Origin of the sequence: Candidatus Poriferisodalis sp., assembly GCF_965219595.1 — a bacterium.
Taxonomy (GTDB): Bacteria; Actinomycetota; Acidimicrobiia; order Acidimicrobiales; family Poriferisodalaceae; genus Poriferisodalis.
The window spans coordinates 445,530-462,049 of sequence record NZ_OZ244781.1; the positions used below are offsets into that span (position 1 = coordinate 445,530).

The window sequence follows — 16,520 nt, forward strand, 5'->3', positions numbered from 1 at the left end:
AGGACTCTAGATCCAGAACCAGCTGAAGTCGTCGAGCAGCCGCGACACCGCCACCAGCGCGGCCATCTGGCTGACTTGGGCGATGGCGCCCAGAACGTCGCCGGTCATGCCGCCGAATCGACGGTAGGCAACCAGACCGACGACCAATGCTCCGCCTGTGGCTGCGCCGACGGCGAACACACCCACTGGCCCGAGTGCGAACGCAGCGCCGTAGCTGACCAGCAGGGAGAGCGCGCACGGCAGTCCCCGCAGATGAGCGGTGTAGGAATGACCCAAACCCGAGCCGGCGGCTGCCGGCGCCAAGGACATCGCCGCAACCGCGAGCACACGGCCGACCCCGTGCGCAAGGACCATGGCGATGATCGCATCTCGTGCGGCCAGTGGCATGACAGCGAAGACCTGCACCAGCGTTGCCAGCACCAGCGCCAGCGTTCCGAACGTCCCGAGGCGGGAGTCCTTCATGATCTCGCGGCGTTCCTCGGGCGTCGTACCGCCGAGGGCGTCTGCCGTGTCGGCCAGGCCGTCCTCGTGGAAGGCGCCGGTGATGACGGCACCAGTGGCGACGGCCAGAATCGCCGCGAGCGGAGCGCCCAGCGGCTGCCACACGGCCCAGAACACCGCTCCGCTCAAGGCGCCCACAACTGCTCCGACGAGCGGGAACCAGGGGACGCTGCGCCCCAGGTCGCGTTCGGTCGGCGGGTGCGCTCCGCCGGGAAGCCGGGTCAGGAAGGCCCACGCATAACGCAAGCTCACGCTGGATCCCCTACGTTTCGCAAGCTCACGCCAGGCCCCACTCGGCGAAGGTGGCGACGTCGGTGACTGCCGCTGCGGCGACCTGCACGATCGGCACGGCGACGAGCGCACCCGTGCCCTCTCCCAGCCGCAGATCCAAACGCACGAGCGGCTCCAGCCCGAGCTTGTCTAGGAGCGCTCCATGGCCTGGCTCAGCCGAGCAATGCCCGGCGATGCAGTGGTCGAGGCTGCCCGGCGCAGCCAGTGCCAACGGTGCCGCGGCGGCCGTTCCGATGAAGCCGTCGAGGATGACCGGAATCGAGCGGTGCCGCGCCGCCGCCAGCGCCCCGGCGATAGCTGCTAGCTCACGCCCGCCTGCTCGGCGCAGCGCCTCCAGCGGGGCAACGCTGCCCACCCGTTCCAGCACATCGCGCACCACAGCCCGCTTGTGATCGAGCGCTCCTGCCTGAACACCGGTGCCTGGCCCCGTCCATCGTGCTGCGGTCTCGGCCGGCGACATCGCGTCGTCGGCGAAGAGCAGCCCGCAGACGGCAGCCGCGGCTGTGGTGTTGCCGATTCCCAGTTCTCCCAGCAGCAGCAGGTCGGTCTGGTCGTCGGTGACGGCACGGTCAACGGCGAGAACGCCCGCCTCGACGGCTGCGTCGAACTCGTCGGCGCTCATCGCATCGTGCGTGCGGATGTTGCCCGTCGGCTTGCCGACGCCAACGTCGGCGCATCGCACGACCGCACCCACCTGACGGGCGACAGCCGTCACGGTGGCGACACCGCTGTCAACCGCAGACACCATCGCAGCAGTGACCTCTGGCGGGTACGCACTCACACCCTCGGCGGCGACCCCGTGGTCAGCTGCAAAGACAAGCACGGCCGGCTGCCCGACGGTGGGCTCAGGCGTGTGCTGCCAGCCGGCGAGCCACGCGGCGACCCGATCGAGCCGTTCGAACGCACCAGCGGGACGCAGCACCTGCGACGCCCGTTCAGCCACCGCCCGCTGCGCAGCCTCGTCGGGACCTGGCAAATCGTCGAGCATCCGTCCCAGCGCGCTGCCGTCGCCTGAGCGAGCACGTGAATGAGGCACGGTCTCAGGCGCCATCGCTGGGGTCCTGCAGTTCCAGCAGGCGGCCGGCCACCACCAGATACGCCCGTTCGGCCGCCGCGAAGATGGCTTGGTTCACCGACCCGAGCACATCCCTGTATGCCCTTCCCAGCGGCGTGGCCGGAACGACGCCCGAGCCGACCTCGTTGGTGACCACGATGGCCGTGCCGCTGCGCTGTCGAAGGCGCTCGCCCAAGTCGGCGGCCTCTGCGACGATCGCGCGGGCGGAGTCGGTGCCCTCAGCCAGCATCCGGTTCGAGACCCACATCGACAGGCAATCGATGACGATGGTCGTCTCGGCATCTACCTGCTCCACGGCGTGCGCCAGGTGGATCGGGGCCTCGACCGTGGTCCATGCGGCAGGCCGATCGGCCCGATGCCTCTTGATGCGTTCAGTCATCTCATCGTCACCGGCTTCGGCCGTGGCGATGAACGTCACCGGCGCCCCGGCCGACGTCGCGGCGCTCAGCGCGGCAGTGGACTTCCCGCTGCGAGCACCCCCAGTGAACGCGATCAGCACGAGCGAAACAGCATCTGCACCGGATCAGCAGCGAACCAGCAGCAACCCGGAGCGAGCCTTTGGCAGGAAGTAGGTCGTCTTCGGCGGCATCACACCGCCGAAGTCGGCAACTTCGAACACCGAATCGAGCGGCACCGGCGCCAACAGGATCGTGATCGGCGCTGGGGCGGCTTCCACGGTCGTAGGCCGGTAGGTGAGCCGCGGATCCGAAGCACTCTCCACGCCGAAGATGTCGCCGAGTATGAACTCGTGAACGAATGCGGCATCCAGCCGGGTCGCCGGGTTCTGGACGGGAGACGTGTCGTCGGCGGGTCCGGCGTGGCGCAGACGTGCGCGGAACCAGTGGCCTGCCACGCCCACGCCGACCCATCCCGGCGCCCCCGGGCGCGCTGCGACCGCGTCGGACACCTCTTCGACATCGCACCGAGCTCTCATCAAGTCCATGACGCGCCGGGGCATCATGTCGAGTTCGCTCAGTTCGCGGTCGAAGCTGCCGAGGTGCAGCTCGTCGGTGGGTGCGCACGCCACGAGCACGTGCGAGAAGCCGGCCTGCCTGGCAGCCGCGACGCGATGGTGCCCGTCCACGATGTACAGCGGGCCGTCGAGGCCGACGCTGGCACCCTCGCCACCCCCGACAACGGCCGGCCACAGCGTGACCCGCGCACCGTCGGCGGTCTTGGTGTCGAGCAGCGGCTCCAGCGGTGTGGACGCCGCGGCTGCGGCAAGGGTGGCTTCGATGACGTCGGAGACCATCGTCAGTCGCGGCGCGGTGACAACCACGGGGCTCGACATGCGGCCGACCTCGGTGAAGTGCACGGCCAGGCCGTGCACCCGGCCCGGCTGGGTGTCCTCGTGCGGGCGCAGTTCATGGGATGCGAGGCGCACGCCGCCCAGCAATGCGTGCTGCGCGTGGCCGTCGGCCTCCACGCATTGCACGTACAGGCTCGGCTCCCGCGTGGCACCGAATACGCCCAGGCCGATGAGTCGTTCGAGTGCCTGCGTGCTGCGCGTGGCGTGCTGCAGGTGCTCGCTGGGATGGCCGAAGCTCTCCGGCGGCAGTCCTGCCACATGGGCAAAGGAGTCGGGATTGTCGGCGAGGTGCTGGGCGTGCTCGTCGGGGGTGAGCGAGTCATACGGCGCGGGGATCACCGTCGGCGCCCATTCAGGCGTCAACACACGAGCGCTGACCGGCTCGATCATCCGCTCTCCCTCCCCGCCGCCCCATCTCGCACACCCGGGTTGTCGAGCCCCAGCCTGATGAGCTCTGGGCGCACGGCGACGCGGCGGATCGAAGTTATCTCACGCCCAGCAGCAGGTTCGACGCGCGATGTTCACGTGGCCGGTGTCAGGGGATCACGCCCGCCTGCTTCAGCTGCTCGATGTCATCCCAGTCGTAGCCGTGTTCGAGCAGGATCAGCTCGGTGTGCTGGCCGAGCTCGGGCGGCGGACCGCCGGGAGCCCACGCACTCTCGGAGAAATCCACCGGCGTCGCGACCATCTCAGTCGTACGGCCATCATGCGTCGGCACCTTTACCCAGCAGCCCGCAGCGTGGGCCTGAGGGTCGGACCGCATCTCCAAGGTGGACTGCACGGGGGCCCACCAGACGTTGTTTGCATCGAAGATCTCGCCCCACTCGGCGCGCGTGCGCGTCGCCATGACGGCGTCCATCTCCGCGGTGAGGGCAGCCGTGTTCTCGAGGCGGAGCACGATGCCGGCGAAACGGGGATCGTCCTCCCACTCCGGCCGTTCCAGCGCGCTCACGACATACGGCCAATGTCGATCGCCCTCGAGACCCAGCATCCAGAGCCATTCGCCGTCGCCACAGCGGTAGCAGTTGATGAGCGGGTTGGGCGGGCTGTCGCGGCCCCAGGCCTCGGTATCGGTGCCCGTCATGGCAGTGACGTTGTGGTCCCAGCCCAGCAGGTAGGTGCCCAGGCGCAACAGCGACGACTCCACGAGCTGACCCTTGCCCGTACTGGTGCGGTGGAACAGGGCAGCCGCGACCCCGGCCGCTGCCGCCAGACCGGTCATGTGGTCGCCCATGCCACCGCGCTGGTACGGCAGGTCGGCGTCTTCGGGGGTCAACGACCGGACGATGCCTGCCCGCGACCAGAAGGCACCCACGTCATAGGTCTGGCGATCCCGTTCGTCGCCTCGCAGCGAGAGTCCCGTGACGCTGGCGTAGATCAGGCGCGGGTAACGCTGCGCGAGCGACGGGTAGTCGAGACCCATGCGTTCGAGCCCGCCGGGCCGGATGTTGGACAGGAAGACATCGGCGTCAGCCAGCAGGGAGTGCAGGGCGGCGAGCCCGTCCGGCTGCCGCAAGTCGAGAGCGATGCTGCGCTTGCCGCGGTTGTCGAGATCGAACGGCGGGTTGCCGTCGCCCTGATACAGCCAGTCCAGCGAACGGAACGGGTCGCCGTCCGGCGTCTCCACCTTGAGGACGTCTGCACCCCAGTCGGCCAGGATCGCGCCACAGGCGGGTCCGGCGATCCACACGCCCAACTCGACGACGCGGATGCCCTCCATCGGCCCGGCCATCGGTCCTCCCCCTGCTCGCAACAGCGAAGCGGCAGGTTACTCACCGCTCGGCGAGACAGAGCCGGCGAGCGGTCTGAGCGTCAATTCGTTCGTTGGGCGCGAGATCCCGATCGGTGGCCGCTGCTATCCACTCGGCGGGATCGGGGGGAACCGTCGGAGCGTCGGAAGACAGCGTGACGCGGATGCCGCGACGCAGCAGGCTCGCCAGCGGCCAGAGCCACGCCTGCTCCGTCGGAGTGAGCTGTTCTCGGTACTTCTGCGCCCGCCGGGTCACGAAGCTGGGCTGGGTCACGACCGCGACGCCGAGCCGGGCGATGCGGTCGAGCTGTTCGGGCAGTGCGAGCGCGCAATGTTCGATGCGGTCGGGTTCTATGCGGTCGGGCACTGTGCGGCGCGCGTCGCTCGTCGCCATGCCGGCCGGCATTGGCGGGTGCGCTTCCAGCGCGTCGAGGGTCGCTTGCAGCGTGTCAATGTCCATGACGTGGATTGCGACCGGGAATCGATGAGAGCGCGCCGTCGCCACCAGGTCGGCGATCGCGCTGTCGTCATCGTGAGGCGGCATGACCTTGGCGTGTCCGACTCGCACCGCGCCAGCACCGGCCACGCCGCCAGACGACAGAACCGTCTCGCCAAAGTCAAGATCTCCCAACGAGTCGAGTCGGTCGGCACCCACCATCGCCGTGACCGACACCGACGGCACGGCCGCGGCTGCGTCCGCGAGCAGCTCCAGCGCCTCGAGATCGTTGGTGTGGGTCGCATCCGTGCATGCGGTGATGCCCGCTGCACCAAGGTCGGCCAGAACCTCGGTGACCTCCGCCACCGTTGCGCTGCGATCGGCGCGGGGCACCGCCGCCAGCAGGTCCTGACGCTCGACAAGCACGTTGCCTGATGTCAGGCCCAAGGCGCGGCCCGCGGCCGTGTTCACCACCGCCACATGACCGGTGAGATGGTGCAGCACGGTCGGAACATCGTGCGTGACAGCGTCGAGCTCAGCGGCGGTCGGGTGGCGGCGCTCGGCGAGCAACGCGTCGTCGTAACCCCAAACCCGGAGCCACCGGCGCGAATTGCCACTGTCGCGTGCGGCGCTGTGCTTGCGGCGTTGCGGCATCGTCTGCGAAACATTGCTGCGCGCCGCGTGCCCGACGATGTCCAGCAGCTCCCTCACCGACGCCGCAGCCTGGACATCAACTGATCGGCGTACAGCGGCACACGCCAGCAGATGCAGATGATCGTCCCGATACCCCAGCGCCGGGATGGTGGTCACGGCCGCGATTGCGATCCCGGCAAGCCCAACGGCGCCGAGCCGAGCCCCGGGACCGGCCTTAGATGCCCAGCTCGTCGAGCATGGGGATGAGGTCGCGGCGCAGCAGCTTGCCAGTGGAGGTCCGCGGCAACTCGTCCATCAGATGCACGAACTCGGGGCGCTTGAACGGGGCGAGGCGCTCTCGGGCGTGCGCAACCAGATCGTCGCCGGATGTGGCGCCGCCGGGTCGCACGACGGCCGCTGCTGCCACGCGCTCGCCCCATTCCTCGCTGGGGAGGCCCACCACGGCAGCATCGAGTACATCGGGATGGTCGTACAGGACGGCCTCGACCTCATCGGGCAGCACGTTCTCGCCGCCCCTGATGATCATGTCGCCGGTACGACCGTGGAGGAACAGGTAGTCGTCGTCGTCGAGGTAGCCGAGGTCGCCCGTATGCACCCAGCCCTCGTCGTCGATGGTGACGCGGGTCTTCTCCTCGTTGCCCCAGTAACCGTCCATGGCGCGGAATGTCTGCAGCTGCACCTCGCCGATCACGCCGGGCGCAACGACTTCGCCGCTGTCAGCATCGACGACGCGCACCTGCACGTCCTCGAGCACCTGGCCCACCGACGACAGCCGGTGCAGCTTGCGCTCCTTTTCCTCATCGGTTCCCTCGATGCGGTGATCGTCGGGGTCGAGGACTGCCACGGTGGATGTCGTCTCGGTCTGGCCGTAGGCGCCGGCGAACGCCACGTTCGGCGGGAACATGTCGATGGCCCTGCGTATGACCGACGGCGGCATCGGCGCAGCGCCGTACGTGACCGCTTCCAGTCCGCTGAATGCCCCGTGGCCGAAGTTGGGGGCTTCGAGCACCCGGGCGAGCATGGTAGGCACCAGGAAGGCGTGCGTCACCGAGTGCGCCTGCACGCAGTCGATCCATGACGATGCCTCGAACTGGGGCAGCAGTACCACCACTCGCCCGCTGTAGAGAGCATTCAGCATCGAAGTCAGCCCGGCAATGTGGTACAGCGGCGCTGCGACGGCCATGCGGCCCATGTCCTCGCCGGTGGCGGCGTCGTTGGTGCCCATGACGTAGCCGGTGATGGCGCCGTTGGTGAGCTTGACGCCCTTGGGCATGGCCGTGGTGCCGCTCGTGTACAGCAGCGCGCACAGACCGTCGGGGTCGACGTCTTCGGGCACCGGGAGCTCGAACGCCTCGTCGCGGGCGGCGGCATACGACGACGGATCGTCGAGCACCAGGACGTGCTCAAGGTCGTCGGGCTTGTTCTGCTCGATCAGGTCGCTGTAGCGAGACTCGGTGAACAAGACGCTGATCTCGCTGTCGCTCAGCAGGTGGGCTGTTTCCTCCGCACCGGCGCGGAAGTTCATGGGAACGACGGTGGCGCCCACGAACGCACCTCCGAAGATGGCCTCGACACACTCCACGCTGTTGGTGGCGAAGACGCCGACCCGGTCGCCGACCCCGACGCCGAGCATCGTCAGCATCCCGGCCGTGCGGGCCACGTTGTCGAGGAGTTCCTGGTAGGTGACCTCGCGTGCGGTGCCGCCGCCGGCTTCGCTCGAGGTGTCGATCAGGATGACCTGTTCGCCGGCAATCGTCGCCGGCATAAAGAGCAGCATTCCCAGATTCACGTCGATCCCCTATTCCGTGAGGCCTCGCGGCCCGTCTCCGCAGAGTCAACGGCGGATATTCGCAGAATGTCGCTGCCAGCGCACTCGCAGGGGCGCAAGCGGCGACACAGTCTGCCCACGACGGGCGCCCGATGACTCGCTCGGATGCGGGATCCTGGCTCAGAATCGCCTGCTTCGGGCCATACGCTGCGCGCATGAAGCGACTCGCATCGGCCTTGCTGTGCTTCGGTCTGCTGGCGGCCGCCTGCAGCCGCGCCGACGAAGCAGCGCCGACTAGCACCGCCCCGCCTCCAGCCACCACCGCTGCACCGCCGGTCACCACCGCTGCGCCACCGACGACCGCCGCGCAGCAGGACGAGCCGGATGGCGAGGCCGCCGACGGCGAGCAGCTCGATCCGCTCGACGCCGCGATTGGGGACTGGATGGAGCGCACTGGTGCGCCCGGCCTCGTGCTGGCTATGACGCAAGGCGGTGCCGAACCCATGACCCTCGCTTGGGGTGTGAGCGACCTCGCGACGGGCGCTCCCATGACCGTCGATCACCACGTGCGTATCGGCTCGGTCACCAAGTCGGTCACCGCAGCCGTGGTGCTGCAGCTCGTCGCGGAAGGCCTGGTGGAGCTCGACGCGCCGGTTGCGCAGTACCTGGGCGACGACTGGGCACCGGGATACGAGCACGCCGCCGCGGTCACCGTGCGTGACCTGCTGGGGCACACCTCGGGCTTCGTCGAGTACGCGTTCGACGTCAGCTTCTACCAACTCGCAGCGCCCCGGTTGGCCGAGCAGATCTCACCCGAGGAGATCTTGGAGTTCGCTTCCCAGTACGGACCCGTGGCTGAGCTGGGCACCGAATTCCACTACAACACCACCGGCTATCTCGCTGCGGGCCTGCTCATCGAAGCGGTGACCGGCAACACGGCAGCCGCAGAACTGCGGGCTCGCGTGTTCGAACCGCTCGGCCTCAAGCACACCTACCTCACGCCCGACGAGTTTCCGCCCGAGCCCACGGCGAACGGGTACGTCGGCGGCACGATCGGCTACCTGATGGGGCCGCTGCTGGGACTCACCACCGACAACCAGATCACTCACAACGACGCCATCTTCGTGGACATCGGCACCGTGCCGAGCGACTTCGCCCGTTCCGCGGGATGGACCGGCGGCGGCATCGAAGCACAGATCGGTGACGTGGCGCTGCTGATCCGGGGCCTCTTCGCGACCGACATCCTCGATGAAGACCAGGTCGCCCTCATGACAGCAGGTCACCCGGATCCCGCCAACAGCTACGGCCTGGGCATCTCGACCGACGAGATGCTCGGCCTGACGATCTACACCCATGGCGGCGGTGTGCCCGGCTTCCGCACCATCGCGGCGTACGCGCCCGGGTTCGATCTCGGCGTCGCGCTGACGACCAACCTGCTGGGTCTCGAGGGTGACGACGATGTTGGGGGCCTGCTGGAAGCGCTGGCCCCGATCCTGGCTGCAATGAACTGAGGGGGCGGCAGGCCGGCGAGCCTCTCGAAGCGATCGGCCATACTTTCCCCGTCCGACCGGTCCTTGGAGCCGGGCAAGGGGGCAGCAGTGAGTCAGTTGTTGGCCGGTATCCGGGTGCTGGAGCTCGCATCGGGAATCTCGGGTCCGTACCTGGGGAAGCTCTTCGCCGACCACGGCGCCGACGTCATCAAGGTGGAGCCGCCCAGCGGGGACCCGTCCCGCCGTCATGGACCATGGGGCGAGGCTGCAACGACGCCGCACGGTGCTGACAGCCTGGAGCAGTCGCCGCTCTTCCTGCACCTGAACACCAACAAGCGCAGCGTGATCGCCGACATCGGCTGCGATGCGCCCAACGCAGGCGACGTCGAGTTGGTCCGGGCCCTGGCAGCGAGCTCAGACATCGTGATCGAAGCCTTCCCGCCAGGCCATCTGGACCACGTCGGCCTTGGTTACGAGGTCCTGTGCAGTCTGCGGCCGGGCATCGTGCTCACGTCGATCACACCGTTCGGACAGACCGGTCCCTATGCCGAGGCCGGCTATCGCGGCAGCGACATCGTCACCTATGCCATGGGCGGCCCCATGTGGGGCACCGGCATCAACGAACGCGAGCCGGTCAAGCTGAGCGGCGACGTCACGACCTATCAGGTCGGCAATCTGGCGGCGGTGCCGACACTGGCGGCGCTCATGATGAGCCAGCGGATGGGACGGTCCACGCATATCGACATCTCAGCCTTCGAAGCCCAAGCAGGCACGATTGACCGCCGCGCCTCATACCTGCTCTATGAGGCATATACCGGTTCGGATGTCGGGCGCGAGGCTCGGCAGCCTCAGCGGGCGTCTCCGGTTGGCTTCTATCCCACCGCAAACGGATGGGCGTTGGTATTCACGTTGCCGTCGTGGGCGCCGCGCATGGTGAAGACACTCATCGATGCCGGTCTGGGAGGCGATGAAGGCAGCGGCGACTCGCTGGCCGAGCGTTTCGCCAATCCGGCATGGATCGCTGATCCGGACCTGCCCGACATCGTCGAGACCTCGCTGTTCATGTGGCTGGCGGGGCACACCCAGGACACGGTGGCAGCCGCGGCACAAGTCAACAAGTGGGGCGTCACACCCCTGAACGCACCCCTCGATCTGCTCGACGATCCGCACTTCGCAGCTCGTGGCTTCTTCGTGCCGGTCGAGCACGCGGCAGCTGGCACCGTCACCCAGCTCGACGCGCCGTTTCGGGTACATGCGGCACCCCAAGCCGATCCTGCGGTGTCCGAACGTGTCGCTCCGCGCCCGGCGCCGTTGCTGGGCGAACACGATGCCGACGTTCGGGCCGGCATCGCCGAATCGACGCCCCCCGAAACCGCCGGCGGCGACGATCGGACAGCGGACGCTGCGACCGCGAAGCCGCCGGCTCGACTGCCGCTCGAGGGCATACGCGTCCTGGACTTGACAGTGGTCTGGGCGGGACCCGCCTGCACCATGTACCTGGGGGATCTCGGCGCACAGGTCATCAGGGTGGACAATCCGTTCGTGTTCCCGACGGCCACCCGGGGACTGATGCCCCGCCCGCCCCGGGAGATCAACCCCGAACTTGGACCGCTGTCTGGTTACCCCGATCACGACCCAGGGCGCCGGCCCTGGAACCGCCAGAACCTCTTCAGCGCGCATGCTCGCGGCAAGCTCAGCTGCACCCTCGATCCCCGGACCGAGCTCGGGCGCGCCACGCTGCATCGCCTGCTGCGCGAGTGCGACGTGATCGTTGAGAACAATTCGCTGGGCGTGCTGCCGAAGCTGGGTCTCGACTGGGAGACGGTGCACGCCGTCAACCCCCGCACCATCGTGCTGCGGATGCCGCCGATGGGACTCGAAGGTCCGTATGCCGACTGGGTCGGATTCGGCGCCAATTTCGAGTCACTGTGCGGGTTGACCGGGCTGCGCGGGTACGCCGACGAGGACCCCACCAGCCTCACCTCGGTCTTCCACATGGATCCCGCGAGTGCTGCGACTGCGGCGTTCGCCCTGCTCGCAGTGCTTCGACGCCGCGACGGCATCGACGGAGCTGGCGGCACCGGCAGAGGCGAACTGATCGAGTTCTCCCAGTCGGAGAACGTCATGCAGCACATCGGCGAGTACTTCATCGACGCTGCGGCCTCCCGAACCCGCCATCAACCCGTCGGCAACCGCTCGATCGCTCGTGCCCCGCAAGGCTGCTATCGCTGCGCTGTGGACCCCGCCCGGCCTGATCACGACGACGAGTGGGCGGTCATCGCGTGCGAGACAGATGACGACTGGCAATCGTTGGCCCGGCTGATCGATCAGGACCTCGCCGACACGGCTGCACCGCTGGCCGACGACGACCGGCTCGCGACGCTGAGCGGGCGCTTGGAACACTATGCCGACATCGACACACGCATCAGCGCCTGGACCGCAACCCGCACCTCCGCTGAAGTGTTCCACCGGTGCCAGCAGGCAGGTGTGCCCGCCGGCCCGGTGCTGCGAGAGTCGCAGCTGCGAGCCGACCCGCAGATGGGCGACCGAGCGTGGTTCCGCGAGAACGGCTCCGTCGAGCAGGGCTGGCACAGCTTCCCCGGACGGCAATGGCGCTGGGACGGCCCCGAGATGCCGTGGCGGCCCATCGGCATCCTCGGCGACGCCAACGAGTACGTGTACCGCGATCTGCTGGGCCTCGACGAGGCCGAATGGCAGGCGTTGTGCGACGAGGGCCATATCACCCGCGACTACAAGCACCCCGACGGCACGTCGATGTAGCCGCGCAGCCCGGGCCCGAGCGGCCCGCGAGCGCAGCGAACAAGAGCGGGGAGCGCAGACGCCCCTGATGGGGGCCGCGCAGCACGGGTAGATTGCCCGCATGGCAACTGACACGGGAACCGAAGCCGCCGAGATCGAGTTCTGGGTAGACCCCATCTGACCTTGGTGCTGGGTGACGGCCAGGTGGGTCGTCGATGACGTTGCTTCCGAACGCAACCTGAAGGTGAAGTGGCAGCCGATCAGCCTGCTCTTCAAGAACGAGCCCCCGACAGACAGCCCCTACTACGACGCCGTCGTGGTGACGCACGGCCAGCTGCGGGTGATGGAATCGATCCGGGCCGCCGAGGGCGACGAAGCCGTGTTCGGCGTCTACTGGGACTTTGCCAGCCGCATCCACCACGACGGTGACCGCGACTTCGACATCGCGCAAGCGCTTGAGGCGCTGGGCATCGACCCCGAACACGCCAAGGCAGCCACGGACGAGAAGTGGGATGCCGAGATCCGCACCCGCATGGACGAGGGCTTGGCGCTCGTGGGCACCGATGTCGGCACGCCGATCATCGCCCTCAACCGCAGCGACGGGGAGCGCGTGGGAATCTTCGGCCCGGTCATCACGCGGGCGCCCAAGGGCGAAGACGCCCTGAAGCTGTGGGACGGCATGGTGGCCATGATGGACATCGACGGCTTCTGGGAGCTGAAAAAGACCCGCACTGAGCGGCCCGAGTTCGGCGAGCGCCCGGTCACCGTCCCGCCAGTCGGCTGAGGATCCCTGCAGAGGTTCTAGGTCGATGAGCGGCACGATCCTCGACGATCTCAAGATCATCGACACCGACAGCCACTGGTCGGAGCCATACGACCTGTGGACGTCGCGGGCACCCGCGAAGTACCGCGACCGTGTGCCGCGCATGACCGAACGCGACGGCAAGCGCCGCTGGTGGTTCGATGACTCCATCCCGATCGGGCTGCCGATCGCCTCGTCAGTGGTCGATCCCGACGGCCAGAAGGTCACCGGCACGGTGTTCTTCGACTTCGACAACGAGATGGTGCACCGTGCCAGCTACGACGCCGAGGCTCGGGTTGCCATGCTCGACGAGCTCGGCCTCGATGCGCAGATCATGTACCCGAACGTGGCCGGCTTCGGCAACCAGAACTTCCTGAAGTCGCCCGACGACGCCCTGCGGCTCATCTCGGTCGAGATCTACAACGACGCCCTCGCCGAGTTCCAGGAAGCCAGCGGCCAGCGGGTGTTCGGCATGGCGTTGCTGCCGTGGTGGGATCTCGAAGCTGCAGTGCGCGAGATCGAGCGCTGCCACGCCAATGGCCTGCGCGGCATCGTGACCTGCTCCAATCCCGAGGAAGCGGGGTTGCCCGATATGGCGACATCGCACTGGGATCCGGTATGGCAGGTGTGCTCAGACCTCGCGATGCCGGTCAACTTCCACATCGGCTCGTCGAAGGGGAATCTCGACTACTACGGCAAGGCGCCGTGGCCGTCGTTCGGGCCCGAGCGGAGGCTGGCAGTCGGCTCGGCGAACCTGTTCATGGGCAACGCCCGGATTGTCGGCAACATGATCTACTCCGGCGTGCCCGAGCGCTTCCCGGACGTGAAGTTCGTCTCGGTCGAGAGCGGCGTGGGCTGGCTGCCCTTCTTCCTCGAAGTGCTCGACCACCAGATGCACGAGACGGCGCCCAACGAGCTGGCCGAACTGTCGATGCTGCCCTCCGACTACTTCCGCCGCCAGTTCTACGGTTGCTTCTGGTTCGAGCGTTCAACGGTTAGGCCCACGCTTGAGTACGTAGGCGCCCAGTCACTCATGTTCGAGACCGACTTCCCCCACCCCACCTGCCTCTACCCCCGCGACGACCACGACCTGGTCAAAGCACTCGAGGGAATCCCCCGCGACGACGTCGAGCGCATCATGTCGCTCAACGCCGCCGAGCTCTACCGCATCGACATCTGATTCAGCTCGGCCCGGTCATCGGCCGCCCTCCCGACAGCGGCAGACCCCGCTGGGCTAGAACAGCGTGATGAAGTTTGGGATCTTCTACGAGCTGTCGGTGCCGCGGCCGTTCAGCCGGGCCAACGAATGGCTGACATACCACAATGCGCTCGAACAGTGCCGGGTGGCCGACGAGCTGGGGTTCGACCACGTCTGGGCGGTGGAGCATCACTTCTTGGAGGAGTACTCGCACTGCCCCGCGCCCGAGGTGTTCCTCACGGCCGTCGCGGCGCAGACTCAGCGCATCCGGGTGGGCCACGGTGCGGTGGTGTGCGTGCCCGAGATGAACAACCCCATCCGGGTTGCCGAGCGGGCGGCCGCGCTCGACATCATCTCGAATGGCCGCCTGGAGCTGGGCACAGCCAGGTCGAGCACGTGGACCGAGCTCGGCGGATTCTGCGCCGATCCCGACGACACGAAGAAGACGTGGGACGAGTTCTGTCGGGTGATCCCGCAGATGTGGACCGACGATGACTTCGGCTGGGAGGGCGCCCGTTTCGAGATGCCGGCCCGCAACGTCATCCCCAAGCCGTTCCAGGAGCCGCACCCGCCCATGTGGGTGACGGTGACTACGCCGGGCACCGAGCTGGACGCTGCCGAGCGAGGGCTGGGGTGCCTGGGGGTGAGCGCCGCCCCGTTCGCCGAGCAGGAACGCCGTACGAAGGAGTACTACCGCCGCGTGGCGAACTGTGATCCGGTCGGCAGCTTCGTGAACGACCAGGTCCACACGCTCAACTTCTTGTACTGCCACGAGGACTACCGCCAGGCGGCGGCGCTGGGCCTGCCGATGGTGGGCGCATTCAGCATGTCGAACGCGCACCTGTACTTCACCCGCGAGGCGTACCCGACCCGGGCGTACCAGACGCTCGGCAATGCCGGTGCTGCACTGCGCAGCCGCGGGACGCCGAACGGCAGCACACCTGCTGATGACCCGAGCGTGGCCAAGGGCTTGCCCGAAGGCGTCGGCATCGGCGACCCCGACCATCTCGTGCGGACTATCCGCAAGTGGGAGGACGTCGGCGTGACCGGCATCAACTTCCTGCTCAACGCCATGGAGATGATCCCCCAGCAGCAGGTGCTCGACAGCCTGCGGCTGTTCGCGACCGAGGTCATCCCGCAGTTCCAGACGGCGGACGAGCGGGCTGCCCGCGTGCAGGCACCGACCACCGTTCCCGAGGTCAGTTCACCTGATGGGTCTGCGCACTCGACGATGCCCGCTGGAGCGAGCCGATGATCTCGGGAACGGCAGCGGTCGACGAGCTGGCCGCCGGTGCACCCGAGATCGCTGCCTTCGGCACAGAGTCGGTGCGGCTCGGCGGGGTGACGGGCCTGTCACTGGTTGCCGAGCTGCGGCGCCCAGCGCGTGAAGCAGTACTGCCGCCGGGACTGCACCCCATCGTGCCGCCCGCTATGTCCCTGCTGGCGTGGGATGTGTCTGAGAGCCCATGGGGAGCATTCAGCGCAGCATTCGTCCGCGTGGTGTGCCGCAGCGGCGCCCGCGCCCGGACGTTCTGCGTCGGCGCAGCCGCCTCCACCGACGACGCCGTTGCTGGCTTGCGGTCGCAGTTCGGCTTTCCTGCGCAGCGGACCCATGTGGCGTTGCGCCGCCACTACGACGGCGTCGATCTGACCGTCGCCCCGGCCGGTGAATCCGATAACGGTGCATCGGTAGGGCATGGCGCCGGGCCGATGCTCGAGCTGAGTGCCCTCGATCCCGATCCGCTGTCGGTAGGCGACCTCCAGCACGTCGGCTCGATGAACCTGGCGCACACACCGCTGGGACTCCGTCTCGTCCAGGTCGAGACGCACCACGAGCCGTCGCGCGTCGAGCGGCTGGCGGCCCGGATCGACGCGTTCGACGCCGCCGCCTGGGGGCAGCCCCTGCTGGATCCGTACTGGGTCGTGAGCTGCTCGGTGTCGCTGGAGGACGTCGAGATACCCGCTATCCGCTTCGTCTGCGATCCCGCGTTGCCCGCCGCGGAGGGCACCGAACGGGTGCAGTAATTTTCACTGCCATGAGCGAGACGGCCGCAGCGACATCTGACACGACCGATGACATGGCCGACGCACCGCAATTGCGGGCGGTGGGAGTGACGATCGATTGCTCCGACCCGGAGCGCATCGCCGACTTCTGGCAGGCCGCCATCGGCTTCAACACGCGGGTCGGCAACGGGCGTCCCTACATCACGCTGTCGGAAGCCGACGGCGGCCGGATGCTGAACCACCTGACCATCCAGCGCGTGCCCGAGGCCAAGACGGCCAAGCTGCGTGCACACCTCGATCTGTTCACCCGCGACATGGATACCGAAGTGGCTCGGCTCGTGGCGCTCGGCGCATCGGTGCTGGTTCCGGCCGCAGAGGAGGTCGCCGGTCACCTCGGCTTCCGGGCCACCGTCATGGCCGATCCCGAGGGCTCGGAGTTCTGCGTCGTCTCTCGCTGACAGGCCGCCCGAAAGGCGCTCCCG

At 68.1% G+C, this 16,520-nt stretch carries 14 protein-coding genes; 7 read left to right on the forward strand and 7 right to left on the reverse strand.

Annotated features, from left to right (window positions below; genetic code table 11):
- Positions 1–6: 6 nt before the first annotated feature.
- The 7 genes from cobS to ACOQPE_RS01985 all read right to left on the reverse strand — a co-directional run bounded on the left by cobS (position 7) and on the right by ACOQPE_RS01985 (position 7,805).
- Positions 7–753 (reverse strand): adenosylcobinamide-GDP ribazoletransferase, encoded by a 747-nt coding sequence (cobS, locus tag ACOQPE_RS01955; protein WP_420610250.1) that lies wholly within the window; start codon positions 751–753, stop codon positions 7–9.
- 25 nt (positions 754–778) lie between these two features.
- A complete protein-coding gene (locus ACOQPE_RS01960) occupies positions 779–1,843 on the reverse strand; it encodes a nicotinate-nucleotide--dimethylbenzimidazole phosphoribosyltransferase (RefSeq protein ID WP_420610251.1) in 1,065 nt (354 codons plus the stop codon).
- Positions 1,833–2,366, reverse strand: coding sequence for a bifunctional adenosylcobinamide kinase/adenosylcobinamide-phosphate guanylyltransferase (gene cobU, locus ACOQPE_RS01965; RefSeq protein WP_420610252.1), 534 nt, complete (start codon positions 2,364–2,366; stop codon positions 1,833–1,835). Before cobU ends, ACOQPE_RS01960 begins: the two co-directional genes overlap by 11 nt.
- A 24-nt stretch (positions 2,367–2,390) precedes the next feature.
- Positions 2,391–3,566: a DUF1015 family protein gene (locus ACOQPE_RS01970; protein WP_420610253.1), complete on the reverse strand. Its 1,176-nt coding sequence runs from the start codon at positions 3,564–3,566 to the stop codon at positions 2,391–2,393.
- A 145-nt stretch (positions 3,567–3,711) separates the two neighbouring features.
- Positions 3,712–4,908 (reverse strand): CaiB/BaiF CoA transferase family protein, encoded by a 1,197-nt coding sequence (locus ACOQPE_RS01975; RefSeq protein WP_420610254.1) that lies wholly within the window; start codon positions 4,906–4,908, stop codon positions 3,712–3,714.
- A 40-nt stretch (positions 4,909–4,948) separates the two neighbouring features.
- Positions 4,949–6,172 carry an amidohydrolase family protein gene (locus ACOQPE_RS01980; RefSeq protein WP_420610255.1) on the reverse strand — a complete coding sequence of 408 codons (1,224 nt, stop codon included), beginning with the start codon at positions 6,170–6,172 and terminating at the stop codon, positions 4,949–4,951.
- A gap of 58 nt (positions 6,173–6,230) precedes the next feature.
- Positions 6,231–7,805, reverse strand: coding sequence for a class I adenylate-forming enzyme family protein (locus ACOQPE_RS01985; protein WP_420610256.1), 1,575 nt, complete (start codon positions 7,803–7,805; stop codon positions 6,231–6,233).
- 194 nt (positions 7,806–7,999) lie between these two features.
- On the opposite strand from ACOQPE_RS01985, the gene ACOQPE_RS01990 reads away from it, so the two are divergent.
- The 7 genes from ACOQPE_RS01990 to ACOQPE_RS02020 all read left to right on the forward strand — a co-directional run bounded on the left by ACOQPE_RS01990 (position 8,000) and on the right by ACOQPE_RS02020 (position 16,496).
- A complete protein-coding gene (locus tag ACOQPE_RS01990; RefSeq protein WP_420610257.1) occupies positions 8,000–9,295 on the forward strand; it encodes a serine hydrolase domain-containing protein in 1,296 nt (431 codons plus the stop codon).
- Positions 9,296–9,382: 87 nt separating this feature from the next.
- A complete protein-coding gene (locus tag ACOQPE_RS01995; RefSeq protein ID WP_420610258.1) occupies positions 9,383–12,055 on the forward strand; it encodes a CaiB/BaiF CoA transferase family protein in 2,673 nt (890 codons plus the stop codon).
- Positions 12,056–12,227: 172 nt separating this feature from the next.
- Complete coding sequence (locus tag ACOQPE_RS02000) at positions 12,228–12,818, forward strand: disulfide bond formation protein DsbA (protein ID WP_420610259.1); 591 nt, start codon at positions 12,228–12,230, stop codon at positions 12,816–12,818.
- 25 nt (positions 12,819–12,843) lie between these two features.
- On the forward strand, positions 12,844–14,016 hold the full coding sequence (locus tag ACOQPE_RS02005; protein WP_420610260.1) for an amidohydrolase family protein: 1,173 nt from the start codon (positions 12,844–12,846) through the stop codon (positions 14,014–14,016).
- Between the two features lie 67 nt (positions 14,017–14,083).
- The gene (locus tag ACOQPE_RS02010; RefSeq protein ID WP_420610261.1) at positions 14,084–15,289 is read left to right on the forward strand and encodes an LLM class flavin-dependent oxidoreductase; all 1,206 of its coding nucleotides are present in this window, start codon (positions 14,084–14,086) and stop codon (positions 15,287–15,289) included.
- The gene (locus ACOQPE_RS02015; protein WP_420610262.1) at positions 15,286–16,059 is read left to right on the forward strand and encodes a hypothetical protein; all 774 of its coding nucleotides are present in this window, start codon (positions 15,286–15,288) and stop codon (positions 16,057–16,059) included. Before ACOQPE_RS02010 ends, ACOQPE_RS02015 begins: the two co-directional genes overlap by 4 nt.
- Before the next feature lie 11 nt (positions 16,060–16,070).
- The gene (locus ACOQPE_RS02020; RefSeq protein WP_420610263.1) at positions 16,071–16,496 is read left to right on the forward strand and encodes a VOC family protein; all 426 of its coding nucleotides are present in this window, start codon (positions 16,071–16,073) and stop codon (positions 16,494–16,496) included.
- Positions 16,497–16,520: the final 24 nt, after the last annotated feature.